Below are 18,134 nucleotides of genomic sequence, written 5' to 3' on the forward strand. Positions count from 1 at the left end.
AATTGAGATGACATATCAATTATCAACTAATATTTTAAATCACTATCAAAAAACTCTTCTCTTATATGTATATGCGTTAGTGATCTGCATTAGAACTTAATATATTTTCACTATAATTTTATGTTATCTATTATTTTTATGATATATATAATTTCCTACTTTACTTACAATATATATTTATTGCATCTCTTAAAAAAACTGCTCCTCCTTTTACTATCTTTTCATAATATTCATTAAAGCGTGGATCATCTACATATATCTGTGCTAATCCCATGTGTGCTTCTTTTGAATATTTACTCCAGAAAAAGCAAATCTTTTTTTTATGCAGCTCACACATCTCTTTGGATACATCACTTGAAGGATTCCCTTCTTCTACTGCCCTCTTAAGTAAATTTTCCATTTTTTCTTTTGTTTTTTCATAGTCTAAATATTGATCATGAGTCATTCCTTCAAACTTTGAATTGCTTTTATCTATAGTCTCGTCCCCGTATAGTGATCGCATTTCCTTACCATATTTTTCTTCATTCTTTTCAATTTCTTTTTTCTTAAAGCCTTCAAATTTTTCTTTATCAGTCATTTTAATTCCTCCGTTTAATGTTAATATAGTTTTTTCTAAGTTTTTTATTAGTAGTTCAATCTGATCTCTCTTTTTTTCTAGTTGAGATAAATGATTTTCCAATGATGCTTTTTTATCGAAATTTTTAGATGTAAGTATTTTTTTTATATCTGAAAGGGGAATTTCAAGTTCTCTGTAAAATAGAATTTGTTGTAATAAGTCTACTTCAATTTGTCCGTATATACGGTATCCATTACTTGAGATTCTGTTAGGAGATAAAATACCTATCTCATCGTAATATCTTAGTGTTCGAGTCGTTATTCCAGATAGTTTTGCAAGTTCATTTATGCTATACTCCATAAATTATCACCTCCTGTTCATATTATTAATAATAAACTATTACGTAACGTTAATGTCAATATTTTGTATTAATTTTAATAAAAAAAGGATACAATGAGAAAATAATCTCATTATATCCTTATAATATATTTTATTTTAAAGAGTATCCATGTTTATACATAGCAAATATTCATATTTATATATAACCATGGATGTTTTATTTACACCATTATAAAACTGTTTTTTATTTATATTAAAGCTAATGTGTTAAAAACATTTCTATTATATTTGATATAAGCATTGTTATAATCGCGAATAGAAGACCTACTGTTAAAAAGGATATAATACTAACAGTTACTTTTAATAAAAAAATTTGATATTTTATTCCTAAAAGTAAAAAAATAAAATTAACCAAATAAACTGTAGCAAAAAAAACAAAAAATCCAACTTTGCTATTATTAATGTCTTCTTTACTTAAATCCATATGAGTTGTAACAGAATAAGCTATATAAATAAATATAATATATAACAGATAATTATGGCTTTTAAACGGATTCAAATTATTTATTATTGATAATACAATTGTAATATATATATTTATTGAGTCTTTGATGCTATTTATATTAGCCATATAAGTCATATTTTCATTAAAAGTCTGAAATACATTGTGAAATTCATTAGGTAGAAGAATCCACATAGATAATATTAAAAAAGTGATTCCAAATATTATGGGTGCAATTCCTATAAAAAAGTTACCTACCATTTGATACAAACTCCTAGTATTACAGCTATGATTAACATATCCCATTACCCCATCATATCTGCTTTTGTAAGGTCTAAATAAAGAGTAATCTAATATTCTATGTCTAAATATAATACAGAAGAGTATATGACTAAATTCATGAATGACAGTACCAATAAGACCAGTAATAATCAATCCATTGAATCCAAAAACCCTGTATATTGATGATGAATTTTTCTTTTCTACATAGTTGAATATTACACCAAAAACTAGCAACATTAATACAAATTCAGTTGTATAAATAAAAGACATCTTAAATTGATTTAATAAAATTTCTAAATTCATAATAAACCTCTTCTATACCTTTATAAGTTTACCTGCGATTATCTTTAGCTTCTAGTCTATATATAGGCTTACCTAGCTTTCTGAACTTTTCTTCGTACTCAGTTTCTACATTTTCTTTAAAATCACTGTTTTCTAAATCTAGCGTTATATTTTTTAATTTCCAGTCATTTTCTGAGAATTGATTCAAACTAAACTCAAATAATTCCTTGCTGTCTGTCTTGAAATGAATTTCTCCATCTGCAAGTTTCAATCTATATAGTTCCAAGAAATTACCATGTGTTAATCTTTTTTTAGCATTTCTCTTTTTTGGCCATGGATCACAAAAATTTATATAAATTCTCGATAATTCTCTGTCATCAAAATATAGATCTAGCATTTCAACGCTACCCCATAAAAATATTATATTATTAAGATTTTTGTCTATAGCTTTCTCTAGTGCTCTAAGAAGAACTTCTTCTTTTATCTCTAATGCTATAAAATTGATGTCTGGATTTAATTGTGCTAAAGTGGTAATAAATTGTCCTCTTCCACTACCAACCTCTAAATATATAGGATTTTCATTTTTAAAGACTTTATTCCAAGATCCTCTATATTTTTTTATATTATTATATACTTCATCTTCTATAGGTGTTCTATAATCAAATTTGTTGAAATTATTATCAACCTTATCAGAGTTTTCTATAGATAGTTCAACCATGCCGTTTATTACATAGTCGCTGTTTGACAGTAGTCTTTCTTCAAATCCTTTTCTCTTTCTTCTTCTCATTACAAAATCTCCCGAACCTTTTATACTTATATTATAAATTAAAGTTTAATTTTTTCTTAATGATAACCTAAAATAAATATTTAGTCAAAAAAAGGACTGATAAACAGTCCTTTTAGTATTAATATTTTTTAGTGACAACCAGAACAGCTTCCGCATCCACTTTCCATATCTTTAAGTTTTTCAGGTATAACTCTGAATCCTCCACCGATATCTTCTATTAACATATCTCCGAATTCTTTATATTCCTGAGAATCCATTATGAATTCTAAATCACCTAAATTATATGACAAGTCACTATTTTTCTTTTCATCTAAAGCCAATCCAAAAGATGGTCCTGAGCAAGCTGCACCTGCAAAGTACATTCTTATTGAAGAAGGCTGATCTGTTTGTTCTTCAACGATTTCTTTTAAAACATCTAAAGCTGTTTGAGCTGCTTCTACTTTCATTTCATCTATCTCCTTTTTATTACAAATTTTTATATAATATTCAAACCTAATACACCTATTAATAGTATATCCATTTTTGAGTATAATAATCACTAAGAGTATTATATCATACTATAACATCTATGTAAAAGATATTTCCTCAACTTTGAAAGTCCCTAATATTCTAAAGTAACTAGGTTTCCTTGCTTAAAGGTCTCTTTTATATCAATGATTCTCTGGTTTTCTGAACCTCTGTATTTAAGTTTTATATTTCTTTTTTCTAGTTCAAATAGTCCATCTACTAGAACATCTACTAATTTGATAAGCTCTAGCTTCTTTTCGTTTTCTATAGCCTCTTCGAATAAATCTCCTGTCCACATCCAAATTGTTTTATCAGGAAATTCTTTTTTTACTCTAGCCAATAAGTCTAGCAGCGAATCATCAAAAATTTGTTGTAGAGGTTCTCCACCTAGTACATTGATACCAACAATTACTGGATTTTTCAAGTTATCTATAAACTCATCTTCCAATTCCTTTGTCCAAGCATTTCCCGAATTAAAATCTTGTAATTCTTCATTAAAGCATCCTTCACATTTGTGAGTACATCCTGAAACGAAAATTGTAGCTCTTACTCCTGGACCATTGGCAACATCGTATTTTCTAATTTTGTTATATCTCATTGTTATCTCCTTTGTAAATACATAAAATGTACTTTGGAGCTGGTATTTTTAAAAGCAAAGCTATTATAAATGAAGAACTCTGTCTCCAATTTCTTGTGTACGCCCCTTGTTCCAGAAATTTGTTCCTATATATCCGCAAGTACGTCTCATTACTTGCATTTCATCTTGATCTCTATTTTCACAAGATGGACAATACCACTCTAGATTTTCATCTAATTGTATTTCACCTGTGTATCCGCATTTATAACAAACATCCGGCTTTGTATTGATTTCTGCATATTGAATATTATGGTATATATAGTTTATCATCTGTTCAACAGCTTCCAAGTTCTTTGACATATCAGGAACTTCTATATATGAAATACAACCTCCTGTAGATATACCATGGAACTGTGCTTCAAATGAAAGCTTGCTAAATGCATCAATTTCTTCACACACATTTACATGGTATGAGTTTGTATAGTAAAGTTTATCAGTTACACCTTCAATATCTCCAAATCTCGCTTTGTCTATTCTACAGAATCTATATACTAAAGATTCCGCAGGTGTCCCATACACACTAAAACCTAAGCCAGTTTCATTTCTCCATCTATCACAAGCATCCTTCATATGTCTCATTACATCTATGGCAAATCTTTCTCCTTCTGGTGTTGTGTGGCTAATTCCTAGCATAGCATACACCATTTCATATATTCCAACATACCCTAGTGAAAGAGTTGAATAGCCATCTTTTAATAAAGAATCTATTTTTTCCCCTTTTTCAAGTCTAGCTATTGCTCCATGTTGCCAGTGTATAGGTGAAACATCTGAAAGAGTTCCAAGTAGCATATTGTGTCTACATAAAAGGGCATATTTACAAAGTTCTAATCTTTGATCTAGTATATTCCAAAATTGACCCATTTTTCCATTAGAAAGGATCGCAATCTGTGGTAAATTTAGAGATACTACTCCTTGATTAAATCTTCCATACCATTTATGTTCTCCAGAATCATCTTTCCATGGTGAAAGATGCGATCTACATCCCATAGGAGGGAAAGTACATCCTTCATAATTTTTTCTCATAATCTTTGCACTTTGATAATCAGGAACTAATCTCTTTGCAGTACATTCTGCTGATAGCTTAGTTATATAATCATACTTTCCACCTTCTAGACAATTGTGTTCATCTAATAAATATACTAATTTAGGGAATGCTTCACCAACATTTTGACCTTTATAGTTTTTCATTCCTTCTAGTCTTTGTAAAATCATTTCTTCGCATATAAGAGCCATTTCTCTCTCATATTCATTTCCAACTTCTATTTCTAAGTATATTGTTGCAAATGGTGCCTGACCATTGGTAGTCATCAATGTAGAAAGCTGATATCTTACTGTTTGAACACCATCTTTTAAATCCTTCATCATCATATCTTCTGATATTTCTTCAGCTAGATTTTCATCACCGTACTTATCTAGGTACATCTTATAGAATTTTTCTTTAGTCTTTCTTAAATATGGTGCAAGGTGCTTGATAGTTATACTCTGACCACCATATTGATTACTAGCAACCTGTGCCATTATTTGAGTAGTAACTGTACATGCTGTAGAAAATGACTTTGGAGTTTCAACCATTTTTTCATTAATTACAGTACCATTGTCAAGCATATCTTCTATGTTTATTAGACAACAGTTAAATATCGGCTGTAATGTATAATCCATATCATGCCAGTGAATAGCACCTTCGTCATGAGCTTGCACTATGTGCGGAGGAATAAGTTTTCTTCTAGCAATATCTTTAGATACTTCTCCAGCAATTAAGTCTCTTTGAGTAGAACAAATTATAGCATTTTTATTTGAATTTTCCATCATTACATCTTCGTTTGATTTTTTCATCAATTCTAATATAGAGTCATCTGTAGTATTAACTTGTCTCTTAAATTGTTGAACTGCTCTATATCCCTCGTAGGCTCTAGCTGTTTCACTGTGATTGTAATGAATTAATCTGTCATAAACATATCCTTCAATTTTATAAATTGTTGGAGTTTCGTTTGAATTGGAAAAACTGTTCTCACAATCTCTAGCAACTGCTTCTGCTATATCTGGATGGTAAAGACCACTTCCATTTTTCATTGCTTTTTCAACTGCTATTCTTATTTTTGATCTGTCAAAAGGAACAGTCGTCCCATCTCTTTTAATTACTTGCATCACAATACACTCTCTCTTTCTATAATTATCTAATATTTATAAAATACCAAAAAAACAAATATTTAATCTTTAAATACTATTTATTATGTATGCGGATTAAATATTTTTGATAAAATTTGTATTTTCTAAAAAAATAAAACTATTAAATCTCACGTTTTCTATATAAATTCTAAAAATTAATGAGCTTACTTATAAAAATAAAACCATGAATTATGCTTGTTATAGATGTTTTGATGATCTTTTCAAAAAAGTCTCAATTATAGCAAAATACAATATGTGGTCTTTTTTTATCTTGTATACACAATATATTGTGTCCACGCTATTTAGTATACGTTAAATTATAAAATAAAACAAGTTCTATTTTATTAAAAAAAGTCTTGACTTTATTTATAAAAAATAATAATAATCATAACATTTAACTCAAACCTTTTAATACTAATTGATACAATCCAAAATAAATTTAAACATAAAAAATTCCGTATTTTAATATAATTTTATGACTATATATAGTCTATTCTTATTATAATCAAAAGATGGATACTATATATGGATATATATTCTATGAATCTTGGTTTTATTGAATATAAGAAATATATATGTTATAATTTTGATATTGAAATAATAAATACATATATTATAGTGAATGCGGAGGGAAATATGAACACAATAGAAAATGAACAAAAAGTTTATGACAAATTAGATGAACTAGGTATCAAATATAGTGTCATAGAACATGAACCAGTATATACAGCAGCAGATTTAGAACTAATAAAAGACAGGGCTCATGGTATACACTGTAAAAACCTTTTCTTAAGAAATGCTAAGGGAGATAAATATTATCTTGTAACTGCAAAAGATGATGCGGACATAGACATCAAAGAATTGAAAGATAAAATAGGTTCTACTAGATTATCTTTTGCTTCTTCAGAAAGACTTATGAAAGTACTTGGACTTACACCTGGATCTGTAAACCCATTTTCTCTTTTAAACGATACAGAAAAAGAAGTTACTTTTTATATTGACAAAAATGTTTTAACTGGTGACGACTTGAATTTTCATCCAAACACAAATTCTAAAACAGTTACTATTTCACTTGATGGTATAAAAAAATACTTAAACGGCATTGGAGTAATTATAAATCCAATAGACTTATAAAATTTAATTAAATAATAAAATCCAACCTCAGATAAATTAACGTATCAAAGGTTGGATTTTTATTTTACAATTTATTATAATATATTCATACTTTCCAATGCTTTTAGCGATCCCATTTTCGAGTGATCATATGTTATTCCACCTTGGAAATAAACATTAAAAGGCTCTCTTATAGGTGCATCTGCACTCAATTCTATAGAAGATCCTTGAACAAAGGCTCCTGCAGCCATAATTACATCGTCCTTATATCCAGGCATATCCCAAGGAACTGGAGTAACAAAAGAATCTACTGGAGCAGCTTTTTGGACACCTTCGCAGAAATTTATCACTTCTTCTGCATTATTAAGCTGTACAATTTGAATTATATCACTTCTCTCGTCATCGTATCTAGGATTTACCTTGTATCCTAGCTTCTCATATAACCTTGAACAGAATATAGCTCCCATTACAGCTTGTGATACAACATATGGAGCAATAAATAGTCCTTGCAATATTGTTCTAGTAGTTCCAAACATTAGACCACATTCTTTACCAATACCTGGTGCAGTAAGTCTATAAGATATCATTTCTATTATATCTTTTTTACCGACAATATATCCTCCTGCTAAAGCTAATCCTCCACCTGGATTTTTGATAAGAGAACCAGCCATAACATCAGCACCTACATCTGTTGGCTCTTTGGTTTCTAAAAATTCTCCATAGCAATTATCTACCATTACTATAATATCATCTTTAACAGATTTTACCGCCTCTATTGCTTCTTTTATATCATCTATATTTAATGATTTTCTCCAAGCATATCCCTTAGACCTTTGAATCATTATCAACTTTGTTTTCTCGTTTATTGCTTTTTTCGCACCCTCTATATCTATGTTTCCATCTTCTAAAAATTCTACTTGCTTATATGTAACACCAAACTCTTTTAAAGACCCCTTTTCTTCTCTTATACCAATTACTCCTTGAAGAGTGTCATATGGAGCAGAAGTAATTGATAGAATTTCGTCTCCCGGTCTTACAATTCCCTGTATTGTAAGAGACAGCGCATGTGTTCCATTTACTATCTGAGGTCTAACTAAAGCATCATCTGCATTAAATACTCTAGAATAAATTTCTTCAGTTTTTTCTCTACCTAAATCATTATAACCATAACCCGTTGTCCAGTTGAAATGATTGTCGCTTAAATTGGCTTCTTGCATGGCATTTAATACTTTTAATTGATTGTATTCCCTTATTTCTATTAGTCGTTCAAATTGATCTTTTATGTCTTTATCGACCTCTTTTGACAGTTCAAAAATTTCTCTTTTGATGCCATATTTTTTTAATAATAGTTCTTCTGTTTCTTTTAACATTAAATCCTCCGTATATTAACAATTATTTATAATTGAATTATTTTATATGTTTTTTTGATCGATAAATACATTAATTTCATCTATTTGTTTTTCTACGCTTTGTATATTGTCTAAATCAAGTTGCAAAGCTGTGTTGTACTTTTTAAACCAAGTTATTTGTCTTTTAGCGTATCTCCTAGAATTTTGTTTTACCTTATCTATGGCATCCTCCAAAGAAATATTACCTTCAATGTACTCTATTATTTCTTTATATCCAATTGCCTTCATAGATGTCAGTTCTTTAGTATACCCCATATTTACCAATGATTTAACTTCATCTATAAGCCCTTGCTCTAACATAATTTCTACTCTTTTATTAATTCTTTCATAAAGTACTTCTCTATCCCTTGAAAGAACAATGATTTTAGAGTTAATGTTTTTATTCATTTTCAAATCTCTTGAAAAATCTTTCATTTCACCTCCTAGTTTATAAACTTCAATTGCTCGAATTACTCTATTTGTGTTATTTGGGTGTATTCTTTTAGCCGACTCTGGAGAGAGATCCTTTAACATATTGTGCAAGTGATTCTTCCCCTTTTCTTCTAATATGTCAGACAGCTCTTTTCTAAGGCCTTCATCAGACTTTGTTTCACCAAAATCCATATCATAAATTATAGAATTTAGGTAAAGACCTGTACCGCCTGTTATGATTACCGCATTACCTCTATCTTGTATATCCTTTATTTTTTTTTCGGCAATTTCTTTAAAGTCAGAAACTGAGAACTCTTGATCAGGATTTACTATATCTATTAAGTGATGCTTTACTCCATCCATTTCTTGCTCTGTAATTTTTGCACTACCAATATCCATATATTTATATATTTGCATAGAATCTGCAGATATTATCTCTGCATTCAATCTTTTTGCTAATTCTATGGATAGTTTTGTCTTTCCTACTGCAGTGGGTCCCGTCAGTATAATAACTGGATCTAGCTCCACTAATATCACCTCTTCTCTTTACATTTTTCTTTTAAACATTTTCTCTATATCATATTTGGTCATACTCACCATTATTGGTCTTCCATGCGGACACGTATATGGATTTTCACATTTTTCAAGTTGATTTACAAGTTCTAAAGACTCTTCATAACTTATCTTATCATTAGCTTTAATTGCCGACTTACAAGCAATTTCAGCAATATCATCATATTTAGTTTCATATATATTATCTATTTTATTAAAATTATCAATTAATTCTAGCACAAATCTTTCGCTTTCTGGATAACCGAATGTGTTTGGTACGCCTCTTATGCTTATATCCTTATATCCATATTCTTCTATTATAAATCCAAATTTTTTAAACTCTTCTGTTTTCTTAGAAACAGTCAACATATCACTTGGATTAAGCTGCATTACTATAGGGTCTATTAACATTTGGATGCTCACCGAATCTGATTTGAATTTGTTCATATACATTTCAAATTGAACTCTCTCATGAGCAGCGTGTTGATCCATCATTATCATCTTGTCACCTTTTGAAAATAATATATACGTATCAAATACTATACCAACATACTTAAGATTTTTAAAGGAATTATCCCTAGCAGACTCTTCAAATAGAGTCATTTGAGATTTATCATCATAAGTACTTTTTGTATTAATTGTTTCTTTGGTTAAATTACTATCATCATAATGATTTTCAAGGCTATTATCAATGTTATTGGATTTAAGTTCTCCTATTGCAGTGAATTTTTTTATTTTATTTTCATTATTTATTTGCTCATTGATTCTTATCTTTTCTACTACTTCTAGTTCTTTAAACTCTTTTGGAGTATTTTTTGAACTATCATGACAATGTGAGTCATAACTATTTATATTATCTTCTTTAACTTTGTCATGAGATACGAACTCTTTGCTATCTTTTAAGTCTGCTTCTTGTTCGTTTTTTGAATATGAGAAACTATCAAATACCTTGTACTCATTTTTACTTTGATATAAATCATCTTTTTTTGTAAAAGATGGTTTATATTTACCAACTAAACTATTTTTTAATAACAATCCTCTTATATAGTCACTCAAGTCAGATAAAATTTGTTCTTCTTTATCAAATCTAACCTCTAGCTTGTTAGGATGTATATTTACATCTATTGTAGAAGGATCAATACTTAAGTTTATAAAGTAAACAGGAAATTTATTAATAGGTATAATTGATTTATATGAGTCATTTATTATGTTCATAATATTAGAACTCTTTATATATCTTCCATTTATATAAATATGTTGCAAATTTCTATTTGACCTGTATATATTATTATTCGCCATAAATCCGTCGATTTTAAAATGTTCTGAAACGTAGTCTAGTTTTATTAAGTTGTCACTTACATCCTTACCGTATATAAGTCTTATAGCATTGCTAAGGCTTCCGTCACCGATTGTCTCAAATACAGTTTTTCCATTGTTTATATATTTGAATTTTATATTTGAGTTACCTAGGCATAGTTTATTCAGCAAATCTGTAATTGCAATAGTTTCAGAGTGGTTAGATTTTAGGAATTTTTTTCTTGCAGGTGTATTGTAAAAAAGTTCGTTCACACTAATGATTGTACCGTTATTACATGCGACAGGCTCTTTTGAAACAATTTTACCACCGTTAATAATTATCTTAGTTCCCATCATCTCGTCATTAGTTTTTGTAATCATATCTAATTTTGAAACAGCAGCAATAGAAGCCAATGCTTCTCCTCTAAAACCAAGAGAGCTCAAATAAGAAAGATCTTCTACTCTTTGGATTTTACTAGTAGCGTGTCTCATAAAAGCCTTGTTAACATCATCTGGATGTATTCCTGATCCATTATCAATTATTTTAATTAAGTCTTTGCCCCCATTCACTATCTCGATTGAAATAGTGCTAGAGCCAGCATCTATTGAGTTTTCTACTAATTCCTTTATTATTGAAGAAGGTCTTTCAATAACTTCTCCAGCTGCTATTTTGTTAATTGTGCTTTCACTCAATACATTTATCTTAGACATTTGTTCTCCTTATTCAATAATATCTTTTGCCTTTTTTTGTAAATTATACAATGCATTCATCATATCCATAGGTGTTGAATTCATTATATCAACTGATACCAATTCATCTACCAATGTTTTATATTTTTCATTTTCTTTGATTTCGAGATTTTTTTCATTATTTTCAATGATTACTTCATTATTATTAATGATTACATCTTCTTCTATTCCACTATCTTCTTTTACTTCGTTTGCATCATTTAAGTTACATAGAGAAGTAGCATTATATATATGATTTTTTTCTAAATCAGAAAGTATATCCCCTGCTCGTTTTAAAACCTTTTGAGGCAATTTTGCTAGTTTTGCTACATATATACCATAACTTCTATCTGCAGCTACTGGGATGATTTTTCTTAGAAATACTATATTATCTCCGTCTTCCTTGACTTCTATGGAATAATTTTTTATATTATCATACTTACTTTCCAATTCAGTGAGTTCATGGTAATGTGTTGCAAATAATGTTTTAGCATTTATACTATCATGAATATATTCTGCAATTGACCATGCAAGTGATATACCATCATATGTGCTTGTTCCTCTACCAATCTCATCTAATATTATTAAGCTATTTTTTGTTGCATATCTTAAAATTTGACTTACTTCGTCCATTTCTACCATAAATGTAGACTGACCTTGTGACAAATCGTCACTAGCTCCAACTCTTGTAAAAATTCTATCCATTACAGGTATATCTGCATAGCTTGCAGGAACAAAAGTTCCTATATGAGCCATAAGTGATATCAAAGCAACCTGTCTCATGTAAGTTGATTTTCCTGACATATTTGGACCTGTAATTATGTTTACAATATTATTTTGATTAATAAATATATCGTTTGATATGAAGTTTTCATTCCCCATAATTTGCTCAATTACTGGATGTCGTCCGTCTTTTATATCTAATGTTCCATTTGTATTTATATTTGGCTTTACATAATTATATTTATTCGCAATTATAGCATTTGAAACATATACATCCATTTCTGCAATAATAGAAGCAACTCTTTGAATCCTTTCTAAATTCTCATATATAAAGATTCTTATAGTTTTAAATATTTCATACTCTATTTCTTTTATTTTGTCTTGAGCATTTATTATTTTATCTTCAATTTCTTTTAACTCTGGAGTAATAAAGCGTTCTGCATTAACTAAAGTTTGCTTTCTAATATATTCATCTGATATATTAGCTTGTAAAAGTGCTGCCTTTGTAATTTCTAGATAATATCCAAAGACTTTATTATATCCGATTTTTAAAGTCTTTGCACCAGTTCGTTCTCTTTCCTTTTTTTCGATTTCTTTTATTATAGATGATCCATTTTCTGAAATATCTCTTAGATCTTTTAGATCTTCTGAATATTCACTTTTTATTATATTACCTTCTTTTATGTTCATAGATGGTTCTTCGAGAATAGACTCTTCTATCTTTAAATATATATCACTCAAAGTATCTATGTTTTCAATAAAGTTTTTCAAGATAATAGATTCGGAGCCATCAATTATTTCAATTATATGAGGAATAGATCTAATGCTATTTTTTAGATTTATTAAATCTTTTGGACTAACGCTGTCATATGCAATCTTAGCACATATCCTTTCCAAGTCAAATATTTTAGAAAGGGAGTCCTTTAACTCTTCACGTAAAATGAAGTTTTCTTTTATATCATTTGTAATATTTAACCTATATTCAATGCTGTTTTTATTTGTAAGCGGTTGTTCTATAAATTTTCTCAACATCCTTGCTCCCATTGGAGTTGAAGTCGCATCTAAAACTTGCAACAAAGAACCTTTTTTCTTTGAACTTCTAAGGGTTTTTGTGAGTTCAAGATTAGCCCGAGTAAATGGGTCCAAAATCATATAATCATTTGAATTATATACATTAATTCTGCTCAGATTAGTAGAGTTTTTCATCTGTGTACTTTTTATGTAGTTTAATACCATAGATAGTGATGTTTCAAGGGCTTTATCATCTTTAATACCTAAATCTAATAGATATTCACTACTAAAGACTGTATATAGAACTTCTTTTTCTAAAATCTTTTCATCAATATTTTCATTTATATATATATTTGCCATTTCTGAAAGAGACTTAATTTCATCAATAAAAGAAGTCTTATTAACTATGATTTCTGATGGTGAAATTTTTGCTATTTCATCCTTAATCTTCTTTATATCTATATTAGTCACACTTAATTCACCCGTGCTTATATCCACATATGATACTGCAGAGCCTTCATCAGAAATAAAAATTGACATTAAATAATTATTTTTAGTGTTTTCTAATGAATCATCTTCAATCAACGTTCCAGGTGTTACTACTTTTACGACTTCTCTTTTTACCAGTCCTTTTGTTGTAGCTGGGTCTTCAACTTGCTCAGCAATCGCAACTTTATATCCAGATTCAATTAGTTTATTTATATAAGAAGAGGCAGAATGATATGGAACTCCACACATTGGCGCTCTTTCTTCAAGACCACATGCCTTTCCTGTAAGAGCAATATCCAAAACCTTAGAGGCCAATAGAGCATCATCAAAAAACATCTCATAAAAATCACCTAGTCTGTAAAAAAGTATGCAATCAGAATGTTCTTCTTTTGTATCTATATATTTTCTCATCATCGGAGAGAGTTTATCTTTATCTATTTTCATACATTACCTCCACATTCACGTTCTAAAACTTTATTATATCATAAAAATATGTATAATATAAACACACCTTATAAATATCAATATTATAAGGTGTGTTTGAAAAGTAAGTATAAATAAAATTGTTAATGTAAAAATCAATGAATAAACTATTTATAAATTATTCCGACTTAAAAATACAGTATAAAAAATTAAAATTTGTTTATGCTATTTTCTAATGTTTTTACAGCTTCTTCCTGAGTTGCCCAACTAGTACAAAATCTAACTACATCGTTTTCATTATCGATCTTGCATTCTGTGCAGAATGTAATTCCATCGTCATTTAATATTTTTTGCTGTTTTTTTGATAATTTTGGAAATTGCTGATTGGTATATGAGTCTGCAATAAATTCAATTCCTTTTTTTTCAAATGCATTTTTTATTCTTAGTGCGTATTCACATGCTTTTTTACTAGCTTCAATATATAAATTATCAGTAAATAATACATCAAACTGAAGCCCTAATAAACGTCCCTTAGCTAAAATTGACCCTTTCTGTTTACAAACACGGTCAAATCCTTTATTGTATTTATCGTTTGTAAAACAGATTGCTTCTCCAAATAAAGAACCGCATTTTGTACCACCTATATAAAATATATCGCAATATTTTGCTAAATCTTCTAAAGTTACGTCATTTTTATCAGATGCTAAAGCATAAGACAATCTTGCTCCATCTACGAAAAGAGGCAGATTAAATTTTTTACAAATTGAACTAATTTGGATCAGCTCGTCCTTTGTATAAAGCGCTCCTCTTTCAGTAGGTTGAGATATATATACAGCACCTGGTTCAACCATATGCCAGTCATCTTTTTCTTTGTGTGCACTCAGATAGTTTTCTAATACAACTGGTGATAGTTTCCCTTCACTATCAATAACTTCATCTTCATTCGACAAAGCTAGAACCTTATGCCCCCCTGCTTCAATTGCTCCAGCCTCATGAACATTTATATGTCCTAACAATGGAGATACAACACCTTCATATGGTCTTAAGATTGTATCTAACACAGCTTTATTAGTTTGAGTACCGCCAACCAAATAATGTACATCTAGATATTCACAGTTGCAAGCCTCTTTAATTTTTTCACTAGCAGATTTACAATAGTTGTCAAGTCTATATCCATCACTTTGAACCATATTGGTCTTTACCAACTCATTTAAAATTTCATCAAGACATCCTTCAGCATAATCAATTTCAAATTTCAACATTTTCCTATCCCCCCGAATTGTTTTTAGTATTAGATTAACACAATAAATCCGATTAGAAAAGACTAAATTTTATTTTTTTTCTGAAATTAACATACAATCAATTTTTTTGATATAATAATAAGTATATTAAAAAAAAATAAAGAAAAATAAAGAGAGGATGTGTACCTGTTGGCAAAAAAAATAAACAATAAATCCTCTAAACCTGATAACATTGTTATTAGAGAGAGTGATATTATAGATGAATGTAAAAATTTAGAATCAGAACTACCGAGATTCATGAAAGACTATTGCGTATACCTTAGAGGATCTGTGGCTGTCACTACAAGAAGAGCATATTTAATAGATATTAAATTTTTCTGCAATTACTTAATAGAAAGTGACTTATTTACGAGTGCTTCAAAAATATCAGATATAACTTTAGATGAATTCAGCGAAATAACTGCTAGAGATGTAAATCTTTTTTTAGGAGATTATTGCAATAGATATTACAAAAATGTGAATAATGATAAAGTCCTTTACGAAAATAATAATAAATCTTTGGCTAGAAAAAAGTCTAGTCTATCAACTTTATTTAAATTTTTATTTAGAAATGAACAACTTCCTAACGATATTACTAGCGGATTTAATCCTATAAAGTTGCCAAAGCCCCAACCAGACTCTATTAAAAGAATGGAAATAGATGAGGTTTCAATAATGTTAGATGCTGTTGAAACAGGAAACGGACTAAGTGAAAAAGAGAAGGAATATTGGACAAAAACAAAATTAAGAGATAGGGCTATACTAGTTCTTTTTGTAACATACGGATTGAGATTAAATGAACTAAGAGAATTAAATATCAGCTCATTTAATTTTTCCCGAGGTGAATTTATGATATATAGAAAAAGAGGGAAAGAAGTCTTAATGCCTATCAACAAAACTTGCGAAAGCGTCATCAAAGAATACATAGAATTCGAGAGACCAGAGGAAGATCAAATACTAGAAGAAGACCAAGATGCGCTTTTTATATCTCTACAGAAAAAAAGAATGACCTCAAGATCTATAAGAGAATTAGTAAAAAAATATACTTCTATCGGTATGAATACCGCTAGAGAAAAGGGCTATTCTCCGCACAAACTACGTGCAACTGCGGCTACATCTTTGATTGAAACTGGTTTTTCTATATATGATGTTCAAAATCTTATGGATCACGATAATGTAACCACAACTCAGCTATATGCAGCTCATAGAAAAAATTTAAAAAGAGATGTAATAGAAAACTTCAACTGGCTGGACGAAGAAAATCCTCTTGGAAAAAAAGGTGATGTATAATTTCTTGAACACATGTTTATTATATGTTATAATCACAATATATAATAAAATCAAAATGTGGAGGTATTTTTGATGTATGAAGACTTAAACAACAAAGAAATAACTGTTTTAAAATTTTTAAAAGAACATACTGGAGAAAAGGGATATCCTCCTTCAGTTAGAGAAATATGCAAAGCTTTAGATATCAAATCTACATCTACAGTATTTTCTCTACTCAACAGCTTAGAAAAAAATAAATATATCAGAAAAGACCCTACCAAACCAAGAGCTATAGAAATACTAGATAAAAATTTTGAAGATTCCCCATCAAATTCATTTGATACAGAAATACTTAATATACCTGTGGTAGGCCGTATAGCCGCAGGTCAACCAATATTTGCTGAAGAGAATATCGAAGAACATCTTCCACTTCCAGCATCCCACGTAAAGGGAAATAATTGTTTCGTTTTGAGAGTGGAAGGAGATAGCATGGTAGAAGCTGGTATATTCCATCGTGACTATATTGTTGTAGATTCTTCTAACATCGCCCCTCCTAACGGAAAAATAGTCGTGGCATTAATTGATGAAGACACATCAACAGTAAAAACTTTGCAAAAAACAGATAATCAAATAATATTAAAACCTGAAAACTCACTTTATGATCCTATGATTTTTTCACCTGAACAAGTCAAAATAATAGGCGTAGTTACAGGAGTATTTAGAGTTTTATAGAAAAAAAATCAGTGAATTTTTATTTTCACTGATTTTTATGTGTCTTTATTAATTTATTTTTCGTTTCCGATATTTCCTTCTTTATAATGTTTTCTGCAAAGAGCTATATATTTATCATTTGCTCCAAGTTCAATTTGCTCTCCTTCTCTAACAATTCCATTTTCATTGTATCTCGCGTTACATGTAGCCTTTGATCCACACCAACAAACTGTCTTTACTTCATGAATTTCATCAGCTAGTATAATAAGTCTTTCTGAGCCTTCGAATGGTTCATTCTTAAAATCAGCCCTTAGCCCATAACACATCACTGGGACTTCACATACATCTACTATGTCTGATAAAAAATCCACTTCTTTTTTTGTTGCAAATTGAATTTCATCTACTATAATACAATCATATTTTTTAATTTGAGAATTTGAATAATTTAGTATATTAGAAAGTAATTCACATTCATGATTAAGACCTATTCTAGATTTTATAATATTACTTCCATCTCTAACGTCGATATCTGCCTTGACAAGAAGTGCTTTCTTCCCACGTTCATGATAATTGTAATGAACCATTAGAGCATTTGCTGTTTTAGAACTTCCCATCACTCCATAATAAAAATATAACTTAGCCATATTAATTCCTTTTCTT

At 29.3% G+C, this 18,134-nt stretch carries 15 protein-coding genes; 3 read left to right on the plus strand and 12 right to left on the minus strand.

Features of this window, described 5'->3' with window-relative positions:
* Positions 1 to 160: 160 nt before the first annotated feature.
* The 6 genes from C0982_RS03910 to nrdD all read right to left on the minus strand — a co-directional run bounded on the left by C0982_RS03910 (position 161) and on the right by nrdD (position 6,037).
* On the minus strand, positions 161 to 916 hold the full coding sequence (locus tag C0982_RS03910; protein WP_101772909.1) for a MerR family transcriptional regulator: 756 nt from the start codon (positions 914 to 916) through the stop codon (positions 161 to 163).
* Between the two features lie 238 nt (positions 917 to 1,154).
* The gene (locus tag C0982_RS03915; RefSeq protein ID WP_101772910.1) at positions 1,155 to 1,982 is read right to left on the minus strand and encodes a hypothetical protein; all 828 of its coding nucleotides are present in this window, start codon (positions 1,980 to 1,982) and stop codon (positions 1,155 to 1,157) included.
* 28 nt (positions 1,983 to 2,010) lie between these two features.
* Positions 2,011 to 2,748, minus strand: a complete 738-nt coding sequence (gene trmB, locus C0982_RS03920; protein WP_101772911.1) for a tRNA (guanosine(46)-N7)-methyltransferase TrmB — start codon at positions 2,746 to 2,748, stop codon at positions 2,011 to 2,013.
* Between the two features lie 128 nt (positions 2,749 to 2,876).
* Entirely contained in the window at positions 2,877 to 3,194 is a 318-nt protein-coding gene (locus C0982_RS03925; protein ID WP_101772912.1) for a Fe-S cluster assembly protein HesB, read from the minus strand.
* A 155-nt stretch (positions 3,195 to 3,349) separates the two neighbouring features.
* Complete coding sequence (nrdG, locus tag C0982_RS03930; RefSeq protein WP_101772913.1) at positions 3,350 to 3,853, minus strand: anaerobic ribonucleoside-triphosphate reductase activating protein; 504 nt, start codon at positions 3,851 to 3,853, stop codon at positions 3,350 to 3,352.
* A 63-nt stretch (positions 3,854 to 3,916) separates the two neighbouring features.
* Entirely contained in the window at positions 3,917 to 6,037 is a 2,121-nt protein-coding gene (gene nrdD, locus C0982_RS03935; protein ID WP_101772914.1) for an anaerobic ribonucleoside-triphosphate reductase, read from the minus strand.
* A gap of 657 nt (positions 6,038 to 6,694) precedes the next feature.
* Here nrdD and C0982_RS03940 point away from each other — a divergent pair.
* The gene (locus C0982_RS03940; RefSeq protein WP_101773220.1) at positions 6,695 to 7,192 is read left to right on the plus strand and encodes a prolyl-tRNA synthetase associated domain-containing protein; all 498 of its coding nucleotides are present in this window, start codon (positions 6,695 to 6,697) and stop codon (positions 7,190 to 7,192) included.
* A gap of 74 nt (positions 7,193 to 7,266) precedes the next feature.
* Here the strand turns inward: C0982_RS03940 and C0982_RS03945 are convergent, their stop codons facing one another.
* The 5 genes from C0982_RS03945 to C0982_RS03965 form a co-directional block, all read right to left on the minus strand.
* Complete coding sequence (locus C0982_RS03945; RefSeq protein ID WP_101772915.1) at positions 7,267 to 8,541, minus strand: methionine gamma-lyase family protein; 1,275 nt, start codon at positions 8,539 to 8,541, stop codon at positions 7,267 to 7,269.
* A 42-nt stretch (positions 8,542 to 8,583) separates the two neighbouring features.
* The gene (gene miaA / locus C0982_RS03950; protein ID WP_101772916.1) at positions 8,584 to 9,519 is read right to left on the minus strand and encodes a tRNA (adenosine(37)-N6)-dimethylallyltransferase MiaA; all 936 of its coding nucleotides are present in this window, start codon (positions 9,517 to 9,519) and stop codon (positions 8,584 to 8,586) included.
* 18 nt (positions 9,520 to 9,537) lie between these two features.
* Positions 9,538 to 11,550, minus strand: coding sequence for a DNA mismatch repair endonuclease MutL (gene mutL / locus C0982_RS03955; protein WP_101772917.1), 2,013 nt, complete (start codon positions 11,548 to 11,550; stop codon positions 9,538 to 9,540).
* Positions 11,551 to 11,559: 9 nt separating this feature from the next.
* On the minus strand, positions 11,560 to 14,235 hold the full coding sequence (gene mutS, locus C0982_RS03960; RefSeq protein WP_101772918.1) for a DNA mismatch repair protein MutS: 2,676 nt from the start codon (positions 14,233 to 14,235) through the stop codon (positions 11,560 to 11,562).
* Between the two features lie 188 nt (positions 14,236 to 14,423).
* Entirely contained in the window at positions 14,424 to 15,476 is a 1,053-nt protein-coding gene (locus tag C0982_RS03965) for a threonine aldolase family protein (RefSeq protein ID WP_101772919.1), read from the minus strand.
* Between the two features lie 168 nt (positions 15,477 to 15,644).
* Here C0982_RS03965 and C0982_RS03970 point away from each other — a divergent pair, with 168 nt between their 5' ends.
* Both C0982_RS03970 and lexA read left to right on the plus strand, forming a co-directional pair.
* Complete coding sequence (locus C0982_RS03970) at positions 15,645 to 16,784, plus strand: tyrosine-type recombinase/integrase (protein WP_101772920.1); 1,140 nt, start codon at positions 15,645 to 15,647, stop codon at positions 16,782 to 16,784.
* Positions 16,785 to 16,856: 72 nt separating this feature from the next.
* Complete coding sequence (gene lexA / locus C0982_RS03975; protein WP_101772921.1) at positions 16,857 to 17,495, plus strand: transcriptional repressor LexA; 639 nt, start codon at positions 16,857 to 16,859, stop codon at positions 17,493 to 17,495.
* A gap of 53 nt (positions 17,496 to 17,548) precedes the next feature.
* On the opposite strand, the gene C0982_RS03980 is transcribed toward lexA, so the two are convergent.
* The gene (locus C0982_RS03980; protein ID WP_101772922.1) at positions 17,549 to 18,118 is read right to left on the minus strand and encodes a thymidine kinase; all 570 of its coding nucleotides are present in this window, start codon (positions 18,116 to 18,118) and stop codon (positions 17,549 to 17,551) included.
* Positions 18,119 to 18,134 lie beyond the last annotated feature (16 nt).

It is taken from the genome of Peptostreptococcus faecalis, assembly GCF_900240845.1.
GTDB lineage: Bacteria > Bacillota > Clostridia > Peptostreptococcales > Peptostreptococcaceae > Peptostreptococcus > Peptostreptococcus faecalis.